The organism is Anaerobranca gottschalkii DSM 13577, from assembly GCF_900111575.1.
Taxonomy (GTDB): Bacteria; Bacillota; Proteinivoracia; order Proteinivoracales; family Proteinivoracaceae; genus Anaerobranca; species Anaerobranca gottschalkii.
Genome location: NZ_FOIF01000003.1, coordinates 1 through 21,177 on the forward strand (window position 1 = coordinate 1; position 21,177 = coordinate 21,177).

Below are 21,177 nucleotides of genomic sequence, written 5' to 3' on the forward strand. Positions count from 1 at the left end.
TTGTTGGAAGAACAGGTGCAGGAAAAACTACTATAATTAACTTACTAACAAGGTTTTATGAAATAAATGGGGGGAAAATACTAATTGATGGGCAGGATATAAAAAACTATACAAGGGAAAGTTTGCGAAAATCCTTTGGTATTGTATTACAAGATACTTACCTTTTTTCTGGAACAATTAGGGAAAATATCAGATATGGGAAATTATCGGCAACAGATCATGAAGTAGAACAAGCTGCCAGACTAGCTTATGCCCATAATTTTATTAAAAAATTACCTAGAGGTTATGATACAATATTATCTGAAAGTGGGAGCAACTTAAGTAGTGGTCAAAAACAGTTAATTGCAATTGCCAGGGCAATATTAGCAGATCCGGCAATTTTAATATTAGATGAGGCCACTAGTAATATAGATACCCGGACAGAAATTTATGTACAAAGGGGAATGTGGGAACTGATGAAAAACCGTACAAGTTTTATCATAGCCCACCGGTTAAGTACCATTAGGGATGCCGACATAATTATGGTAATAGATAAAGGACAAATAGTAGAAATGGGAGATCACAATACTTTAATGGCAAAAAAAGGAGTATATTATAAGCTCTATAATATTCAATTCAAAAATATTGCAATTTAAAGGATGAGGGAAATAAAAGATTTTTTCAGACTGAAGACAAACTATAAACAAAGTCACCGTTGGCTGTGGTAATTAAACAAAGATACGATTAAGTTGAGGAGATAGATTTAAGAGCTGATTAGATAAAAGGAAAAAGGGGTGAGGAACAGGACGTTCCGAAAGCTCTATTGAGCCATGGACGGCGAATTAGAGCGGTACCCTTCTTCCCTTTTAGATAGAAGCTTTAAATCTCGACGGAGACTTTGTTAGAATGTTTAATTACCACAGCCTTTAAAAAATGACTTTGTCTACAAACTGAAAGGAGCAAAAATTTGCTCCTTTTCTCTTTATTTTATAGTACCTAATGATATAATATCTACCTTTACAGTGATTTTAATTTCAGCATCACTAAATTGTTTATTCCAATTCTTTTTATCAAAAATATTAGGATGATATGCTTTAACATATCTACCGTATCCTACACTATCTACTATATACTTATTTTGGAGTTTATTTATAACCTTTTCACACATTGTTTTTATTTGAAATGCTAATATTCCCTCTAATTCTTTGATAAAATCTTCATCTAAAGATCTTTGACAGGTTAATTCGGTAATATTCCCCTTAATATTAATTTCATGGGTTATTATAATTTTATCCTCTTTTATGTCTATTTTGATTTTATTTTTACCCCCTGTACTTCTTAAGGTAAAATATTCTCCATCTTCAATTTTAGCTGTTAAAAAACCGTCACTAATGGAAGATCTTAAAATAGAGAGTGCTATACTTTCATCATGGGTTAAAACTCCGATCATTTTATCTCCTTTGAATAAAGCAGTACTATTGATTATATACTCATCTTCTCTGTTTCCTTTTTTTACATAGGGAAGTATTGGTTCTATTCCACTAGTTAAATACTCATTATAAAATTGTCTACTAGTAGTAAAGGGGACGGTAGAGGTAAAAAAACTTTGTTCTAAAAGTTCATAGATATATAAACTTACTAATGAGGTAAACTCTGGTTCTACGTTTAATAAATCAACAGCCCTTCCTTCTGTTACTAATATTCTAGAGGTACCTCTACATTCTGGATCTCTAATTATAGTATCTATATGTTTAGCTATACCTTCTTTAGCTGCATCTTCCCCTAATACAAAGAGCTTTGTGTTATTAAAAGTAATTCTCCTAAAAGCTTTGTTTTGAATATTATCCTGAGCATTTCGTAAAGAATTACTTACACTGGAAATTTCAATTTTTTTTGCCTCTGCTTGGGGATCAATGGTAGGAGCTACTATGGTGACTAAGTATTGGTCATTTTCCGAAGTATCAATTCCTATTCCGAAGACTAAATACAATTGATCTATGGGACGGGCATCCCAACATGATGTGAGAAAAAAAGTAGTGAAGATTAATAATAAAATGATGTTAAATTTTTTTGCCATTTTTATTTATCCCTTCCCCTTTAATATAAATCATTATCAATAAAACTAGTGGGAGGACTAATCCAATAAATATATTATAGTAACTTAACTTTTCTTTAAAAAGATTTAATTCCATTACATTTCTAGGATAGAGGGTAAGAATAAAAACCACAGGAGTTAAGATATAGGCAAAAATACTATTAGTTTTAGTATTTAGCAGAGCTTGTAATTGAAGTGTAGCTAAATAAAATTGAATAATTATTGTAGTTAGAACTTTAAAAATCCAAAGGATGCTAAAGACTATTTCTATCCTCTCGATTATTAACACATCTTTTACATCTAAATAGGTTATGGTAGGATACATCAATGTTTGTAGTTCTTCAGGTCCAAAAAGGGCTGTTTGAGTTATGATTAGGAAAGTATATAGTAATGTTATAGACAAAATACATAAACTACTGGTTTTAGCTATATTTTTATTTTTATTAGCAATAAAAGGATATAGAAAGAGAGTCATCTCATACCCTGCATAGGAGAAAAAAGAAGGGATTGTTCCTTCTAAAATTTTACTAATCCCAGCCCCACCTATAGGCATAATGTTGATAAAAGAAATTTCTGTTATAGGAATAAAGAGTAAAAGAACTAAAGGAATAATTAGAAGAAAAATAGCTTGGCAAAAGCGAGCTACAAAAGTCATGCCATCTTTAGCTATATTTACTACTGTTATTAGGGTTATTAAAATTGTGATATATATTGGGGTTCTTGGTAAGAACCAAGTAACAACCATTTCGCTTAAAGAACGTAATAAAGCTGCACTCATTAAAATAGCATAGATAAAATAGCTAAATGAAATCAAAAAACCTATGGGTTTTGAAAGTAGGTAACTGGAATATTGGAGAAAAGACAGATTTTTAAATCTGCTAGCTACAAAAATGGAGATATAGGTAAATAAGCTGACAAATATACCGGTAATTAAAACAGAAATCCAACCATCTTGCTTTGCTACTTGGCAAACAGAAGTAGCAAGGGTTAAGATACCAGTACCAATGATAAAACTAACGATTAGAATATAGAATTGTGTAGAGGTAATTTCTCCTTCATTATACTTATTGAACATTATTTTGCCCTTCTTTTCCTTTTGGTTTTTGGTGAAGTTTGTTGATTATAAAGGGGTTTTCTTGTTACAGCATCTGTCACTAAGCTGGGATCACTAGGACTTAGTGGGAATAAATAGGGATGGCCAAAAGATGAAAGACGGCAGAGGTGTGCTAAAATCCAACACCATGCCATCACCATACCGAAGGCACCAAAGGCAGAGGCCGCCAAAATCAATGGTATCCGGATAAAACGGAGGGCATATGTAGCACTGTAGTATGGAACTATATAAGCACCAATTGCTGTAGTTGCAACTACAATTACCATTACAGAGCTTACTAAGCCTGCCTTTACCGCTGCATCCCCTAATATAATAGCACCTACTATACCAATGGTTTGGCCTATAGAGGAAGGTAGTCTTGCACTTGCTTCTCTTAAAAACTCAATAGCTATTTCCATTAATAAAACTTCAATTAAGGGAGGATAAGGAACTTCTGCCCTTGACTTAGCTATGGTGATGGCTAAATTTAATGGCAATACATCTTGATGAAAAGTAGTTAAAGATACGTAAAAAGCTGGTAATGTTGTGGTTACAAAAAAACCAATATAGCGAACTATCCGTAAAAAATTACCATAGAGGACCCTCTCATAATAATCATCCGGTGATTGAAAGAGTTGGGACAAAGTTACGGGAAGTAAAAGACAATTGGGAGACCCATCTACAAAAATAGCTATTTTTCCTTCTAGTAAATAAGAGCAAACTTTATCAGGTCTTTCAGTTGTTTGCATTTGGGGAAAGATGGAATAAGGATTATTTTCTAAGTATTGTTCTAAGTAAGCAGTTTCAAAAATACCATTAATTTTAATATTATTTAATCTCTCAATAGTACTATTTAAAAAATCTTTATGAACTAAATCATCTATGTACAAAACTGCTACTGTAGTTTTACTTCTTTCTCCGATAGATAACTCTTTAATTTTTAAATTAGGGTCCTTTAATTTCCTTCTAATCAAACTAGTATTAGTTCTTATATTTTCAATAAAACTATCTTTAGGTCCCCGGATTATATGTTCATTTTTTGATTCTTCAATACCTCTATCAGAGAAACCTTTGGTATTTAAAACTAAAGTACTATTGAAGGTATCTACTAATAAAATACTATCTCCAGAAAATAGTCTTCTAGGAATATCAGAAAAAGTATCTAAGGACTCTACCTCATCAACAGGAATGTAATACTGTAATTGAGAGACAGTTTTTAATCGAGATAATGGAAAATGTATAAATTTAGTTAATAAAGGATTAATTATATCTCTATTAATAATTTCACTTTCGACAAGACCATCTACAAAAATTAAAGTTCCTTTAAGCTGTCCATCGGAAAAATTAATGTATAAATCTTTGTATTTAACATCATTACAATCAAATAGAATATTTTCTTTTAGTGTATTTAGATTAGTGACTAGATCGGCTGTTAATTTGTTTTTTTTAGAAGTTTTATTATAGAAATTTTGTGTTTTTCTGGGGGTAAACAGTTTACCTATTTTCCTAAACAAGGATCTCACCTCCCTTAAACTTATTATTTATAAAACTGGAAAAATCTATACGTAAAAGAAAAAAGTACCTGAAGGTACCTTTTCTCTTTATTCTATAATAAAACCAGCTACTAAACTTGTTAATTCGATGGATTGGGAATGAAGATCTATAGCTGCTTTTAAAACTTCATCCATTAAAGCAACTTGTTCTTCAGTACTAGAAGCTATTTGTTGATTACTAGAAGCTATCTCATGAAAGGCTATTAAAAGTTTTTCTACATTATCATTGATAATACTACTTTTTTCCTTTAGTGTATCACTTATTCTCACTATTTGATTACTAGCCTTTTTCGTTTCCTCTGTTTTTTGGACAAAGTTAGAAAAACCTACTTTCAATTTTTCCATTAGATTTTTTTGAGCAATAACCATATTTTTGTTAGTTTCCACATCATTTTTTACTTCTTCTGTTTTATTAAATATTTCCTCAACAAAAGAAATTATTTCTTCAGAAGCAGTTCTAGATTGTTCTGCCAACTTTCTTACTTCTTCTGCAACAACGGCAAAACCTCGACCTTCTTCTCCAGCCCTTGCCGCTTCAATAGCAGCATTTAAAGCTAATAAATTTGTTTGTTGGGAAGTACTTTGAATAAACTCAACAATCCCCTTTATTTTTCCATTTATTTCATCTAGGTTATGCATTTTAACTGTTGTCTCTTCTATTTTTAATACTAAACTTTCCAATTGTTTTTCAGTAGCAGCCATTTCTTGCTGATAACTATTTACCATAGATACTAGTTCTAATGTTTCCTTTAAGGAAAGTTCAGCTTTTTTTTGAGTTTCTAGAGATAGATTTTTAAAATCTTCAGCTAAACTATTGATACTTTCAACCTTAACTACCATTTCTGAACTGATATCGGCATTTTTTTGTATTGATACTGAAATTTCTTCTGTACTTTGAGTGGCAAACTTTGCTCCTTCCTCCAAATTTTTAGATTTATTTCCAACAACTAAAGAAATATCCTTAATCTTTGCTACCATGTCTTTGGTATTTTCGATTAGTCTGTTCACTGAATTAGCTAAATGACCAATTTCATCCCTGGATTTTATATGTACTTTTTTCCTTAAGTCTCCCCGGGAGTTGGCGATATCAGAGATAACATTTTTTAAAGTAGTGATAGGTCTGGTTAAATAAATGCCAAAAAGGGTAGAAGTAATTAGATTGAGAATTATTAAGAACAATAGGATGTTTCTATATCCATTTTTAAGTCTAGTAATTGGAAGCATAATCTCCTCTAAATCTACTTGAACAATAAGTCCCCACCGGTGGTTAAAAACATTTATATCAGTCCAAGCAGATAGAACGGGAACTTGGCGAAAATCAACGGTGAAATCATGTTCCTTTACACCTAATATGGAACGATTAGCTTGAAATGTGTTTACTATAGTATAACCACTGTCATTGATATCAGTTAGTTTTGAGTTTGTTCTCATTCTCTTGTCATTACCAATTAAATATATATCACCACTATTTCCTAGTCCTGTTTCTTGTTTAGTTATCTCAGTAATTTGATTATGATCAAGTTCTAATATTATAACACCAACTTCCGTTGAATTTATTGGAGCTGATAAAAAGGCGGTATAATCATCGGTTTCAGGATAAGTACTAAAATCTACAAAGGTAATTTCCCTTAGACCATATCTAATTCCATGGGATAAAACGGTAGTTTTATCTTCTAAATAATTAATTCCTAGCTCATTTGTCCTTGTGGCGATATAAATAACTTCTCCCTTTTCATTGGCAAAGAAAATTTCTTTATATCCATACAGATTAAGAAACTCTTGAAAATATGGATCCCAAGTTTCTTTAAGGGCTTGATAAGGGAGACTATCAATTCCTTTATTATAAGCTTCATTTAGTTGAGTATAAAAGCTTTGGATCGCAGGGTTAGTTGAAAGGGTGATAAGGTCTGCCTTCCTCTCATCAAAATATTTTTCCAGCTGAATTTTTTTAGCATCCCTAATAGAAATAATGTTATTAGTTACTTCTTGAACCATAATATCTTGGGCTAAAGAAATAGTCCTTTGCCCTAAATATATTAATGGAAAAATACTGAGAATAATACATATCACTAATAGTTTTAAAAATACCGGTATAGTAAATTTTTTCAAGATAACTCCTCCCACAAAAATTTTACAATGACTTTAGCCAAAGAATACCAAAAAAATTTTATAACAATGTTTTAGTAATGTAATTTTTTTGTTAAATTTTGGGCTAATTTTAAAAGATAACTGCATTGTAGAGGTTGAAATTAACTTTTTGGGAGGGATTTTTATGATTTATACTGTGAAAAAAGGAGATACATTGTATAGAATCGCTAAAAATAATGGTTTAACCCTTAAAAGGCTATTGGAATTAAATCCCGATATTAAGAATCCAAATTTAATTTATCCAGGTCAACAAATATTTTTAAGAGGAGTAGATGGAGTAAAGGGGGAAGGTCAAGGAGTAGTGGAGTTTTATTTAAATAAAGGTTGGATAATAAGTTCTGACTATGGAATCAGGCGGGATCCCTTTACTGGTAGTAATGCCTTTCACCGAGGCATAGATTTTGCTGGGAAGCCATTGGGAGAAGAAATTTTTACCCCTGTTGAAGGGAAAGTCATTTATTCCAGTTACTACAATGGTTGGGGAAACCTAATTGGTATAGAAGACCAAGGTGGCTATATTCACCTCTTTGCCCATCTTCAGCAAAGGTTTAAAAAAGTGGGGGAGAGGGTAAATAAAGAAGATGTTATTGGACTAAATGGCTCCACTGGAAAAAGTACAGGTCCCCATTTACACTATCAAATCAATACTCCCAGAGGGGGAATGATAGGAATAAATGCCCACACTGATCCTAAAATGTTTCTTATCTAATTGGGGATATATTATTGACGCAGCTCTGATTATGATATAATAGTATAAAAATTGTTAAGGAGCTGTGATTAAAGTGTATAGTTTTAAAAATGATTATAGTGAAGGAGCCCATCCCGCCATTTTGAAAGCTTTGATGGAAACTAATTTAGAGCAGCATGAAGGCTATGGTGAAGATAAATATAGCCAGCTAGCCAGGGAAATTATCAAGGGAAAAGTCAATAATCCCCATGCCCAAGTCCATTTTGTTTGTGGCGGAACCCAAGCTAATTTGATAGTAATATCTGCAAGTTTAAAACCCCATCAATCGGTGATATCTGCCGAAACTGGCCATATCAACATCCACGAAACAGGGGCTATAGAGGCCACAGGTCATAAAATCAATACTGTTAAAGGGGAAAATGGCAAATTAACGGTAGATAAAATTAAGGAAGTAGTTGAATTACATGTAGATGAACATATGGTAAAACCTAAAATGGTGTATATCTCCAATACTACAGAGATTGGTACTCTATACAAAAAAAGGGAATTAGAAGATATTTATTCATATTGTAAAACTAATGACCTCTACTTATTTTTAGATGGAGCAAGGCTAGGCTCTGCCCTCTGTTCTAAAGAAAATGATTTAACATTAGAGGATTTAGGAAGATTAACCGATGTCTTTTACATAGGTGGCACTAAAAATGGAGCGTTAATAGGGGAAGGGATTGTAATTAACAATAGGAAATTACAGGAAGATTTCCGCTTTTACATGAAACAACGGGGAGCTTTACTGGCTAAGGGAAGAATATTAGGAATTCAGTTTCTAGAATTATTTAAAGATGACCTCTACTTTAAATTGGCAGAACATGCCAACATAATGGCAGAAAAATTGAAAGAAGGAATAGAAAAAAAGGGTTATGGGTTTTTAACTCCGCCGGTTTCTAATCAAATTTTTCCCATATTACCCAATGAAGTAATAGAAAGATTGGCAAAGAAATACCATTTTTATCTATGGAGTAAAGTGGATGATAAAACTTCAGCAATAAGATTAGTAACATCTTGGGCGACAAAGGAAGAAGGAGTAACAGCATTTTTACAGGATTTATAAAGGTATCCCTCTATCTTACCAATACGGCTAGATAGAGGGATTTTTTTAAAAGTAGAGAGATTCTTTAATAAAAAGTAACAATTTCAAGGGAAATGATCATTATTAATTTATTAATTTAGATAATTTTCCTCTTTTTCTCCTCATTTAATTATAGAACGTATGTTTGTTCAAAAATGGTAACTATGGAATAATAGTCTTACCTAGGAATAAACCGTTGGCTAGTCAACAAAAAGGAGAAAATATGAATAAAGAGGAAATCATTAAATCCATGGAAAAGGGAATTTATTATTTTATCAATCTGTACAAAATTCCCCAGGTAGACAAGGAAGACGTCTATCAACAGTGTATTGTTAAAATCTTAACATCTCTAGAAGAATTTGACCCTAAAAAGGGGAAATTAGATGGTTTTCTCATGGCCAGGATTCGGGGAGTAGTTAAGGAATGGGTGAGGAAAAATAATAAAAAGCCCCTTTTAGTTGAGGACTTTTATATAGTCGACGAAAATAGTCCAGAAAAGGTATTGGAAAATGGGATTATTATGGAAGAAGAGTACCAGCGGTTAAAAATGGCAATTGAAAAACTTCCGCCAATGCAGCATAAAGTAATTACTTTAAAATATTTCTATAATCTTTCTATGTCAGAAATAGCGGTCTTTTTAGGAATTCACTATTCAACTGTTGCTAAATATCATCAGCGGGGCTTACAAAGATTAAGGAAATTGATGAAGTAAAGGCAGGAATAAGGGGATTTTTCACGAATATAAAAAATAAATATTTTACTATGGATGTGGTGATATGGAATATTTAACTGGTGTTGTAGAACGAATTACTTATCAAAATGAGGATAATGGATTTTCAGTAATAAAAATAAAAGTGAAAAATTCCCCTGACCTTGTTACAGTGGTAGGTAACTTAGCCTCTGTTAATATAGGGTCAATTATAAAATTATCTGGACATTGGAAAGTAGATTCAAAGTTTGGCAAACAATTTGCAGTAGTAGATTATCAAGAACTATTACCTGCAACAACCTATGGTATTCAAAAATATTTGGGAAGTGGTTTAATTAAAGGGATAGGCCCAGTCTATGCAAAAAAGATTGTCGATAAATTCAAAGAAGATTCTATAAAGATAATCGAAGATACCCCAGAAAGGCTGTTAGAGGTTGAAGGTATAGGACAAAAACGGGTGGAAATGATCAAAAAAGGATGGCAAGAACAAAAAGAAATTAAAAATGTCATGGTATTTTTACAAAGTCAGGGAATTTCCGCAACTTATGCAGTAAAAATATATAAAACTTATGGAGATGAAAGCATAGAAGTGGTGAAAGAAAACCCTTACCGCCTAGCCGATGATATTTGGGGAATCGGGTTTAAAACAGCAGATAAAATTGCCAGACAAATGGGCTTTGAAGAAGCTTCATATCCAAGATGTAGTTCAGGTTTAATATATGTATTAAATGAATTGGCAAATGAAGGTCATTGTTATGCCACCTTTGATGAACTTATAAAAAAAGGAAAGGAAATATTAGGGGTAGAGGAAGGTATATTAGAAAAATATATTGGACCAATGGTTGAAGAAAATAAAATAATATTAGATGATGGCGCCATTTACCTTCCTCCCCTCTATCATAGTGAGTTAGGGGTAGCTAAAAGAATAAGGGAAATTATAGAAAGAAAAAGCCCCTATGAGCAAATAGATGTAGATCCAATTATTAAGAGGATAGAAAAGGAACATAGGATATCCTATGATGAAGTACAAAGACAGGGAATTAAAATGGCAATTAAATCTAAATTTATGGTATTAACAGGGGGACCGGGAACAGGGAAGACTACCACTACTTTAGGAATTATTAAAGGATTCCAAAGTTTAGGTGCTAAAGTTCAATTAGCAGCTCCAACAGGTAGAGCGGCTAAAAGGATGACAGAGACTACCGGCCTTGAAAGTAAAACAATCCACCGCCTTTTAGAATATAAGCCCCAGGGGGGATATGCAAAAAATAGTGAAAACCCCTTAGATTGTAATGTTTTAATAATCGATGAAACTTCTATGGTAGACATTGTATTAATGTACAATTTATTAAAGGCAGTGAAGGATGATACTGTGGTAATCTTGGTGGGGGATGTGGACCAGCTCCCTTCTGTAGGACCGGGAAATGTCTTAAATGATATCATTCAATCTGGAGTTGTCAATGTTGTTAAACTGACTAAAATCTTCCGCCAAGCCCAAGGTAGTGCCATTATTACCAATGCCCATAAAATTAACAAAGGTCAATTTCCCCAATTAAATAGTGGCAAAGGCAGTGATTTCTTTTTTATTGATGAAGAAGAACCGGAAAAGGTAGTGGAACAAATTAAAAGCCTATGTACCACTCGATTACCTAAGTATTACAAGGTAAATCCTATCGATGATATCCAAGTCCTCTGTCCAATGCAACGGGGGGAAACGGGGGCAGCTAACTTAAATGTTGTATTACAAAGTGTTTTAAATAAATCCCCTATTCAAATAAAACACGGTGGTATCACATATAAATTAGGGGATAAAGTAATGCAAATAAAAAATAATTATGATAAAAATGTCTTTAATGGTGATATTGGTAAAATCACAGGCATTGATACAGAAGACAAAGTTGTAAGGATAACCTTTGATAACAACATAGTTAGTTATGATGTAACAGAATTAGATCAAGTAGTTTTGGCCTATGCTACTACTGTCCATAAAAGTCAAGGTAGTGAATTCAAAATAGTAGTAATGCCATTAACTACCCAACATTTTTTGATGCTCCAAAGAAACCTTTTATATACCGGTGTTACCAGGGCAAAAAAAATAATGGTAATTGTCGGTAGTAAAAAGGCAGTGGCAATGGCAGTTAAAAATAATAAAATTATCAAAAGAAATACAAAACTTGTAGGGAGGTTAACATCTCAAAATGGCTAAAGTAATAGTTGTAGGAGGAGGACCAGCAGGACTTTTGGCAGCTGCCACCGCTGCTAACCGAGGGTTTGAAGTTATCCTTTTAGAAAAGAATAAGCAAGTTGGTAAAAAACTTCTATTAACAGGGAATGGGCGTTGTAATATTACCAACACCTGTGATATAGAGGAACATATTAGAAACGTAGTCCACAATGGTCAATTTCTTTACAGTGCATTATACACTTTTACTAATTATGATTTAATCAATTTATTTCATAAATTAGGGGTTAAAACAAAGGAAGAAAAAGGAGGAAGGGTATTTCCCCTTTCCGATAAAGCTGCCGAAGTAGTTTTAGCTTTAAAAAAGTATGCTGAAGACAATGGAGTAAAAATTATATATTCATCATCGGTAAAGTCTGTAATTGCTGAAAATGAGAGGGTTAAAGGGGTGCTGTTAGAAGATGGTACCGAAATCCTTTGTGATAGTGTTATCATTGCAACGGGGGGTAAGTCATATCCTAAAACAGGATCTACTGGAGATGGATATAAAATAGCTGAAAAATTAGGGCATAAAATAATTGAACCTAAACCTGCACTAACCCCATTGGTAATTAAAGAACCTTGGGTAAAGGAGCTTCAGGGATTAGCTTTAAAGGGAGTAGAATTATCCCTTCGGAAAAATAAAAGATCTGTTTTTAAAGATATAGGTGAAATCCTTTTTACCCACTATGGAATTTCCGGTCCTTTAGTATTATCAGTTAGTGGACATATAAGGGATTTAAAGGAAGGTGGGCATCAAATTTCACTAAACTTATTTCCCAATTTAGAAGAGAAGGAATTAGATATAAAAATTCAGGAACTTTTTGCCTTAAATTCAAGGAAAATATTTATCAATTCTTTAGAAGGTTTCCTCCCTAAAAGAATAGTTGAAGTTATTGTTAAACTAAGTGAAATTCCCCCAGATAAAGGGGTAAATCAGATTTCTAAAGGAGAGAGAAACAACTTAGTTAAACTTTTACAAAATATAGTTCTAACCCCTATAGACCTTCTGGGATTTTCTGAGGCAATGGTTACTGCTGGAGGAATAGATGTAAAGGAAGTTGATCCCTCTACAATGGAGTCAAAGTTAGTAAAGGGTTTATATTTTGCCGGTGAAGTACTAGATGTCGATGCCTACACAGGGGGATTTAATCTGCAAATAGCTTTTTCTACTGGATATTTAGCAGGAACCAGTTGTTAAAAAGGTTGATTACCCCCTTAATGGGGTATTTTTTTAATTTAATTTAGATAAGTTTTCAAATTATTTCTTATTGACAATATGAAAGATGTATATTATCATATAAAAAAAGAAAAGAATATATTTACAAAAAGAAAAAAATACAATATAAGTTTAAAAATATTAAAACAATTAAAAACCTTGATTATTTTTAAGTTATTAACCCCGTTAGGTTAATAACTTATGGTTATATAAAAATTATGGGAGGGATTGTTGTAAATGAAAAAGATTATGTCTCTTTTAGTAGTAGTTATGCTATTTGCCGTAGCATTAACTGGATGTGGACAACAGGCAGGAGAACCAGATACTTTAATTGTAGCACAAGGTGCAGATGCTAGGAGTTTAGACCCCCATGCTACAAATGACCAACCTTCTTCAAGGGTTATGAAGCAAATTTATAACACATTAGTAGTAATGGACGAAAACATGAACATCGTACCAGGTTTAGCAACAGACTGGCAACAAATTGACGAGCTTACTTGGGAATTTACCTTAAGACAAGGGGTTAAATTCCATAACGGAGAAGAATTAAAGGCTAGTGATGTTAAGTTTACTTTAGACAGAATGGTTGCTTCTGGACAAGTAGCCCACATTGTATCTTTTATCGAATCAGTAGAAGCTCCAGAAGATTACAAAGTTATAATTAATTTGAAAGAACCATTCGCTCCAATTTTAGCTCACCTTGCCCATACAGCTGCTTCTATTTTGAATGAGAAGGCTGTTACCGAAGCAGGCGATGACTATGGTACTAAACCAGTAGGTACTGGACCATTTAAATTTGTTTCATGGCAATCAGGAGACAGAATTACTCTAGAAGCCTTTGAAGATCACTTTGCCGGTGCACCTAAAGTTAAAAGGGTAGTATTTAGAAATATTACTGAAGGGACAAATAGAACTATAGCCCTTGAAACCGGTGAAGTAGATATTGCTTATGATATTGAACCAATTGATAAAAGAAAAGTAATTGACCATCCTGATTTAAATTTAATTGAAGAACCATCTTTATCAATGGCTTATATTGGATTTAACATGAATAGAGAACCATTCAACATCAAAGAAGTAAGACAAGCTATTAACTATGCAATCAATAGACAAGATATCATTGATGCTGTACTTTATGGTGCAGGTCAAATTGGTACTTCGCCTATTGCTCCACAAGTATTTGGTTTTAACCCAAATATAAAAGAAAGTGAGTACAATGTAGAAAAAGCTAAAGAACTTCTAAAACAAGCTGGTTTTGAAAACGGTTTTAAAACAACTATCTGGACTAATGATAACCCTGTAAGGATACAAATTGCTACAATAGTTCAATCTCAATTAAGAGATGTAGGTATAGATGTTACAATTGAGACTCTAGAATGGGGTGCATATCTAGATAGAACAGCAAGAGGAGAACATGATATGTTTATTCTAGGCTGGGTAACTGTAACTGGAGATGCTGACTACGGATTATACGCTCTATATCACAGTACCCAAAAAGGTGGAGCTGGTAACAGAACCTTCTTTGAAAATTCAAGGGTTGATGAAATTTTAGATCAAGCTAGAGTGTCTATTGACTTTGAGGAAAGAGAAAGATTATACCATGAAGCTCAAGAAATCATTGTTGAAGAAGCTCCAGCGGCTATACTTTATTACTCAACCCAAAATGTTGGCTTAAATAAACAAGTTCAAGGTTTCAAACTTCATCCAGCAGGTCACCACAGTTTATTTGGTGTAAGTAAGTAGTGTTTTTAAAAACTAAAAATCTAAAGTGAGACCTTTAAGGTCTCACTTTAGTGTTTTAGGTGAAATTTGAGAAAATTTATAATTGGTTATTTACCAGTTTAAAGTAAAGAAAGGAATCACCGGAAGGAGGAAAAACATGGCTAAGTATATATTGAAGAGGTTGCTGATGTTGATACCAGTAATACTTGGTGTAACCTTTATTGTATTTTCTATTATGTATATGACCCCAGGGGACCCAGCTCAGATGATGTTAGGAGAAAATGCACCTGAAGAAGCAGTAGAAGCTTTAAGGGAAGAAATGGGGTTAAATGATCCTTTTCTAGTTCAATATTTTAGATTTATCGGTAATGCTGCAAGGGGAAATTTTGGAAGGTCATATATTTCTAAAAAGGAAGTAGTACCAGAAATAATTGGTAGATTTCCTGCAACATTACAATTAGCTTTTTTTGGAGTGTTAATTGCTATAATCATCGGTATTCCTGTAGGTATAATTTCTGCAACAAGACAATATTCCATTTTCGATAGTGTAAGTATGTTTTTTGCACTATTAGGTGTTTCTATGCCTAATTTCTGGCAAGGGCTTATGTTAATATTAATCTTTGCTGTTAATTTAAGATGGTTGCCTTCATCTGGATATGGAAGTTTTCAACACATTATTTTACCAGCCCTTACTTTAGGTACCAGTGCCGCAGCTATTATTACTAGGATGACCCGTTCATCTATGTTAGAGGTTATTCGTCAAGATTATATCAGAACTGCTAGGGCAAAAGGTGTTGCTGAAAATAAAGTTATTATTAAACATGCCCTTAAAAATGCCCTTATACCTGTAATTACAGTAGTTGGTTTACAATTTGGTTATCTATTAGGTGGGGCGGTTTTAACAGAAACAGTATTTTCATGGCCAGGTATTGGTAGATTGTTAGTAGAAGCTATTAGGCAAAAGGATACCCCAATGGTACAAGCCTGTGTTATTTTCATTGCAGTTACCTTTAGTATTGTCAACTTAGCAATTGATATCCTTTATGCCTTTATAGATCCTAGAATTAAGTCTCAGTATAAGTAATGTAATCTGACAAAGAAGGAGGTTTGAAGGATGAATAATGTGGTAGTGAAAACACCAAATACTGGAATCAGTCCAAAGCAAAAAACTAAAAAAAGAAGTCTTTGGGCGGAAGTTGTTAGAAGAATGGTTAAAAATAAAATGGCTATGTTAGGTCTTGCTATAATATTGATCCTAGTTTTATTAGCAGTTTTTGCAGAAGTCATTGCTCCTTACGAAGAAGTGGCAATTAAGCAAAATCTTTCAAATAGATTACAAGGTCCAAGTAGGGAGCATTGGTTAGGGACAGATGAGTTTGGAAGGGATATCTTTGCTAGACTTATCCATGGAGCTAGGGTATCACTGCAAGTAGGTATTGTCGCTGTTGGTATCGCTATTTTCATCGGCGGTTCTTTAGGTGCTATTGCCGGTTATTACGGCGGAAGAGTTGATAACATTATAATGAGGGCTATGGATATTTTCCTTGCTATTCCTAGTATATTGTTGGCTATTGCCATTGTTTCAGCTTTAGGTTCTAGCTTATTTAACTTGATGCTAGCGGTAGGTATTTCTTCAGTTCCTTCCTATGCAAGGATTGTAAGGGCATCAGTATTATCTATCAGAGAACAAGAATTTGTAGAAGCTGCCAAAGCAATTGGTGCCAATGACTTTACTATTATTTTAAAACACATTATACCAAACTCCTTAGCTCCCGTTATAGTACAAGGTACCCTTGGAGTTGCCGGTGCTATTCTTTCTACAGCAGGGTTGAGTTTCATCGGTTTAGGTATTCAGCCACCTGCTCCAGAATGGGGGTCTATGTTATCTGGTGGTAGAGCATATTTAAGGGATGCATGGCATGTTACTACCTTCCCAGGATTGACAATTATGATAACAATTTTAGCTTTAAACTTATTAGGTGACGGTTTACGGGATGCCTTAGATCCTAAGTTAAAGCAGTAGAAATTGAGGAAGAAGGGAGTGGAAATAATGAAGGAAAAATTGTTGGATATTCAAAATTTAACAATCCACTATATTACTGAGGATGGAACGGTTAAAGCTGTTAATGGTATAGATATTCAACTAAACAGTGGAGAAACATTGGGATTAGTTGGTGAAACGGGAGCTGGTAAAACAACTACTGCTTTAGGGATAATGAGACTTGTACCAAACCCCCCAGGGAAAATAATGGGTGGCAGGATAATTTTTGAAGGTAAGGATTTATTAGAGCTTTCTGAAGAAGAGATGAGGAAAATTAGAGGTAACAAAATTTCAATGATTTTCCAAGACCCTATGACTTCCTTAAATCCAGTTATGACAGTAGGGGAACAAATTGCAGAGGTAATCCAGATCCATCAAAAATTAAATGATAAAGAAGCATTGGAAAAAGCCAAGGAAATGCTAGAACTCGTTGGAATTCCAGGTGTAAGACATTCCAACTATCCCCACGAATTTTCCGGTGGTATGAAACAAAGGGTAGTTATAGCCATTGCCTTAGCATGTAATCCACAGCTCCTTATTGCCGATGAGCCTACTACTGCCCTAGATGTTACTATCCAAGCCCAAGTACTGGAAATGATGAAAAAGCTTAAAGAAGAATTTAATACTGCAATGATATTAATAACCCACGATTTAGGGGTCGTTGCTGAAGTGTGTGATAAAGTTGCTATTATGTATGCTGGTGAAATTATTGAATATGCATCAATCGAAGATTTATATAACAATCCTAAACATCCTTATACAATAGGATTATTTGGATCAATTCCTAATATAGAAGAAGATGTTGAACGTTTAAATCCTATTAAAGGATTGATGCCAGATCCAACAAACTTACCATCGGGATGTCCATTCCATCCAAGATGTCCAAAGGCTAAGGATATTTGTAAAGAGCAAGTGCCTGCTACTACAGATCTAGGTAATGGTCATAAGGTAAGATGTCTGATCTATCAAGGCCTTGTAGAAGCATAGGAGGTGGTAAAATGGCTGAAAAATTACTGGAAGTAAAAAACCTAAAGAAATACTTTAAAGTTAAAAATGGTCTATTACACGCGGTAGATGATGTTAACTTTTTTATAAACAAAGGAGAGACATTAGGGGTTGTTGGTGAATCAGGTTGTGGTAAATCTACAACTGGTAGGGTAGTATTAAGGCTATTAGAAGCTACCGATGGGGAAATTTTATTTGAAGGAAATGATATTAGAAAATACAACAGACGCCAACTAAGAAATTTAAGAAAAGAAATGCAGATTATATTCCAGGACCCCTTTGCTTCATTAAATCCAAGGATGACTGTCAGTGAGATTATCGCTGAACCGTTAATAATCCACAAACTAGTTAAAAACAAAACAGAATTAGATCAAAGGGTATCAGAACTTATGGAAACTGTAGGTCTGGCCGAAAGGCTATATAATTCTTATCCCCATGAGTTGGATGGAGGAAGAAGGCAAAGGATCGGTATCGCCAGGGCATTGGCAGTAAATCCTAAATTTATCGTCTGTGATGAACCGGTTTCTGCTTTAGACGTTTCAATTCAGGCACAAATTCTAAACCTAATGCAAGATTTGCAGGAGGAATTTGGTTTAACCTATATGTTCATTACCCATGACTTATCAGTAGTAAAACACATTTCTGATAATATTATGGTAATGTATTTAGGACAAGTAGTGGAATTAACTTCATCTAAGGAGTTATTTAAAAATCCTCTACACCCATATACCCAAGCACTTCTTTCAGCTATTCCTGTACCAAGCTTGACCCGTAAACGGGAGAGAATTATCTTAAAAGGAGAAATTTCATCTCCTATAAACCCAGAACCAGGTTGTAGATTTGCAAAAAGGTGTAATTATGCTACTGACAGATGCTTCAAAGAAAATCCTGAATTAAGGGATGTCGGTAACGGACATTTTATAGCATGTCATTTAGTGAAGTAGTAGTCCATTATAATCGCTGGCCTTACCTAGTGCTACTAGGAGGGCTGCGATTTTTTTATTAATAATCATTTCCCCTTGAAAAAATTCATTAAAAAGGTTAATCTATAATATAAAGGATAGAAAATGGAGTTAAAGAAAGGAATTGATACAATGAAATTCAGTACTTTACCGCCTAAAGGCACCTTTGATGTATTGCCCAATGATATGGAGTTAAGAAACTATGTTAAAGATGTTATTCGCCATACATATATTTCTAGGGGGTTTAATGAAATAGAGACCCCTATGTTGGAAAATATCGACCTCATGACTAATAGTGATGGGGGAGAAAATTTGAGATTAATTTTTAAGATCCTTAAAAGGGGCGAAAAACTAGAACTTGGGGAAGGAGTAAATCCCGATGATCTTTGCGATCTTGCCTTAAGATTTGATTTAACTCTACCCCTTAGCAGGTATTATGCTAAAAATCGCAATGAACTAGAAAATCCCTTTAAAGCCTTTCAAATGGGTTATGTTTTCAGGGCAGAGAGACCTCAAAAGGGAAGATATAGGCAATTTATTCAATCAGATATCGACATTATTGGTGATGATAGTATTTTTGCGGAAATTACTATTTTAAAAACTGTGGCTTTAGCTTTAGGAAAATTAGGATTTAGTAATTCTAGAATAAAGATCAATGACCGCCGTTTACTTAGAGAAATTATAGAAGCGGTAGGTTTAGATGAAATCTTTGAGACAGTATGTATTTCCTTAGACAAATTAGATAAAATTGGAGAACAAGGGGTAAAGGAAGAACTAATAGGTAAAGGGGTTTCTTCTGAAAAAGTAGAGATATTGTTAACTACATTGACCAATTTGAAAACTAAAGGTCTACAATCCTTTGACAGTATCTATGCTAAAGAATTAGCTCAAATTATCGAAGCTGTAGGAAGGGATTATAATATAGAATTTGAACCATCTTTGGTTAGGGGAATGGGTTATTATACAGGGCCTATTTTCGAAATAGTTAGTGATGAATTTGGTAGTTCTATTGCCGGTGGTGGAAGATATGATAATCTTTTAACCAAGTTTCAGAAGGAATCTATTCCCGCTGTAGGGATGTCCATAGGTTTTGAGAGGATTATTCAAATTTTAAAAGATAGGGGATTCCAAATTCCAGGAAAAGGTAAGAAAGTAGCTATTTTAGTCGGCGAATATGAAAAACTGGAAAAAGCTGAAGAGTTAGCCCAAAAGTATATAGAAGAGGGTCATATAGCATCTATATTTTCAATAGTAGGTGTTAATCCTAATAAAATTTCAAAAAAAATTAGCGCCTTTACCAAACAAGGATTTCATGATGTAATTGTAGTCCAATAAGTTGAAATAATATAAGCCCAAACTATTGGGCTTATAATTTTAATTAAACTTTAATTTTAAGATTTGAGTTTATCTGCCATAAGTTTACCTAATTCCCTTAGCTTTTCTAAATCTTCTTCCTTAGGAGAACTTTTAACTTCAACACTTTGACCTACAAGCTCCATACCACTTTTTTCAGCAAATTTTTCTAGATTACTTACACCGCCGCCATTCCAGCTATAATTTCCAAATAGGGCTAGTAATCTATTTTTTACCCCTAATTGTAGTAATTTAGTTGTCAGGTTCTCAATGGGGGGAAACATCCCGTTGTTGTAAGCACAGCTTCCAATTATTAATCCTCTGTATTTCCATATATCCCTTAAAATATAGGAGAGATGTGTTTTAGAAGAATCGTAAATTTTTACATCTTCTATCCCATGTTTAACTAAAGATTGACCTATGGTCTCTGCCATTTTAGCGGTATTGCCATACATGCTACCATAGACAATGACTACACCTTTATCACTTTCACATAAACTCCACTTATTGTAGAGGGAAATAACTTTTTGGGGATTGGTTCGCCAAATTGGGCCATGGGAAGGGCAGATACATTTAATTTCCAGAGAAGAAAGTTTCTTTAAAGCATTTTGAACAGGAACTCCGTATTTCCCTACGATATTGGAATAATAACGGCGCATTTCTTCTTCAAAGAAGACTAAATGGAGTTGATCATCGAAAATTCCGCCATCTAGTGAGCCAAAACTACCGAAGGCGTCATTGGAAAATAAAGTTTTAGTAGTTTCTTCATAGGTGACCATGGATTCTGGCCAGTGGACCATTGGTATAGGGTAAAACTTAAGTTTATAGTTACCCAGTACCAATTCATCCCCCTCTTTTACCAAATGTAAATTGTCTTCTAGCTGGTAAAAATTTTTCAGGATATCTAGGGTTTTGTTATTAACTACTATCTTGATATCAGGAAAATTCCTAACTAATGTTGGGATAACCCCTGAATGATCTGGTTCCATGTGGTTAACTATCAAATAATCTATTTTCCTATCTTTTATGATACTCTGGATTTTTTTTAAATAATATTCGTAATTTCCTTCAGCTACTGTATCAATTAATGCTACCTTTTCATCACAAATTAGGTATGAATTATAAGAAACACCATGTTCTAAAGGCCAGAGGTTTTCAAATAGTTCTAACCTTTTATCATTTATTCCTACCCAATAAATATTTTTTTGAATTTCCACACAGTTATACATGTTCTACCTCCTAAGTCAACTAGTAATTATTCTT

17 protein-coding genes are annotated in these 21,177 nt (G+C 33.6%); 12 read left to right on the forward strand and 5 right to left on the reverse strand.

Annotated features, from left to right (window positions below; all coding sequences use genetic code 11):
* Nucleotides 1-635: ABC transporter ATP-binding protein (locus tag BMX60_RS01610; protein WP_143055886.1), on the forward strand; the 635-nt coding region annotated here is incomplete at its 5' end.
* Nucleotides 636-961: 326 nt separating this feature from the next.
* Here BMX60_RS01610 and BMX60_RS01615 read toward each other — a convergent pair.
* The 4 genes from BMX60_RS01615 to BMX60_RS01630 form a co-directional block, all read right to left on the reverse strand.
* A complete protein-coding gene (locus tag BMX60_RS01615) occupies nt 962-2,056 on the reverse strand; it encodes a Ger(x)C family spore germination protein (RefSeq protein WP_091348372.1) in 1,095 nt (364 codons plus the stop codon).
* The gene (locus BMX60_RS01620) at nt 2,040-3,149 is read right to left on the reverse strand and encodes a GerAB/ArcD/ProY family transporter (protein ID WP_091348376.1); all 1,110 of its coding nucleotides are present in this window, start codon (nt 3,147-3,149) and stop codon (nt 2,040-2,042) included. Before BMX60_RS01620 ends, BMX60_RS01615 begins: the two co-directional genes overlap by 17 nt.
* Nucleotides 3,149-4,681, reverse strand: a complete 1,533-nt coding sequence (locus BMX60_RS01625) for a spore germination protein (RefSeq protein ID WP_177159649.1) — start codon at nt 4,679-4,681, stop codon at nt 3,149-3,151. Before BMX60_RS01625 ends, BMX60_RS01620 begins: the two co-directional genes overlap by 1 nt.
* An 87-nt stretch (nt 4,682-4,768) precedes the next feature.
* Nucleotides 4,769-6,829 (reverse strand): methyl-accepting chemotaxis protein, encoded by a 2,061-nt coding sequence (locus BMX60_RS01630; protein ID WP_091348382.1) that lies wholly within the window; start codon nt 6,827-6,829, stop codon nt 4,769-4,771.
* A gap of 163 nt (nt 6,830-6,992) precedes the next feature.
* Between BMX60_RS01630 and BMX60_RS01635 the strand changes: the two genes are divergently transcribed.
* The 11 genes from BMX60_RS01635 to hisS all read left to right on the forward strand — a co-directional run bounded on the left by BMX60_RS01635 (nt 6,993) and on the right by hisS (nt 19,896).
* Nucleotides 6,993-7,577: a LysM peptidoglycan-binding domain-containing M23 family metallopeptidase gene (locus BMX60_RS01635; protein WP_091348384.1), complete on the forward strand. Its 585-nt coding sequence runs from the start codon at nt 6,993-6,995 to the stop codon at nt 7,575-7,577.
* A 73-nt stretch (nt 7,578-7,650) separates the two neighbouring features.
* Complete coding sequence (locus BMX60_RS01640) at nt 7,651-8,664, forward strand: threonine aldolase family protein (RefSeq protein ID WP_091348387.1); 1,014 nt, start codon at nt 7,651-7,653, stop codon at nt 8,662-8,664.
* A 214-nt stretch (nt 8,665-8,878) separates the two neighbouring features.
* Nucleotides 8,879-9,394, forward strand: coding sequence for a sigma-70 family RNA polymerase sigma factor (locus BMX60_RS01645; protein ID WP_143055887.1), 516 nt, complete (start codon nt 8,879-8,881; stop codon nt 9,392-9,394).
* 64 nt (nt 9,395-9,458) lie between these two features.
* Entirely contained in the window at nt 9,459-11,597 is a 2,139-nt protein-coding gene (gene recD2, locus BMX60_RS01650; protein WP_091348391.1) for an SF1B family DNA helicase RecD2, read from the forward strand.
* Complete coding sequence (locus BMX60_RS01655; protein ID WP_091348394.1) at nt 11,590-12,813, forward strand: BaiN/RdsA family NAD(P)/FAD-dependent oxidoreductase; 1,224 nt, start codon at nt 11,590-11,592, stop codon at nt 12,811-12,813. Before recD2 ends, BMX60_RS01655 begins: the two co-directional genes overlap by 8 nt.
* A 255-nt stretch (nt 12,814-13,068) precedes the next feature.
* Complete coding sequence (locus tag BMX60_RS01660; RefSeq protein ID WP_091348396.1) at nt 13,069-14,574, forward strand: glutathione ABC transporter substrate-binding protein; 1,506 nt, start codon at nt 13,069-13,071, stop codon at nt 14,572-14,574.
* A gap of 136 nt (nt 14,575-14,710) precedes the next feature.
* The gene (gene nikB, locus BMX60_RS01665) at nt 14,711-15,637 is read left to right on the forward strand and encodes a nickel ABC transporter permease (protein WP_091348399.1); all 927 of its coding nucleotides are present in this window, start codon (nt 14,711-14,713) and stop codon (nt 15,635-15,637) included.
* A 30-nt stretch (nt 15,638-15,667) separates the two neighbouring features.
* A complete protein-coding gene (locus tag BMX60_RS01670) occupies nt 15,668-16,576 on the forward strand; it encodes an ABC transporter permease (protein ID WP_091348400.1) in 909 nt (302 codons plus the stop codon).
* A gap of 27 nt (nt 16,577-16,603) precedes the next feature.
* Nucleotides 16,604-17,581: an ABC transporter ATP-binding protein gene (locus BMX60_RS01675; RefSeq protein ID WP_091348403.1), complete on the forward strand. Its 978-nt coding sequence runs from the start codon at nt 16,604-16,606 to the stop codon at nt 17,579-17,581.
* 11 nt (nt 17,582-17,592) lie between these two features.
* Entirely contained in the window at nt 17,593-18,543 is a 951-nt protein-coding gene (locus BMX60_RS01680; protein ID WP_091348405.1) for an ABC transporter ATP-binding protein, read from the forward strand.
* Between the two features lie 123 nt (nt 18,544-18,666).
* Nucleotides 18,667-19,896, forward strand: a complete 1,230-nt coding sequence (gene hisS, locus BMX60_RS01685) for a histidine--tRNA ligase (RefSeq protein ID WP_091348407.1) — start codon at nt 18,667-18,669, stop codon at nt 19,894-19,896.
* 56 nt (nt 19,897-19,952) lie between these two features.
* On the opposite strand, the gene BMX60_RS01690 is transcribed toward hisS, so the two are convergent.
* On the reverse strand, nt 19,953-21,143 hold the full coding sequence (locus BMX60_RS01690; RefSeq protein ID WP_091348410.1) for an FprA family A-type flavoprotein: 1,191 nt from the start codon (nt 21,141-21,143) through the stop codon (nt 19,953-19,955).
* Nucleotides 21,144-21,177: the final 34 nt, after the last annotated feature.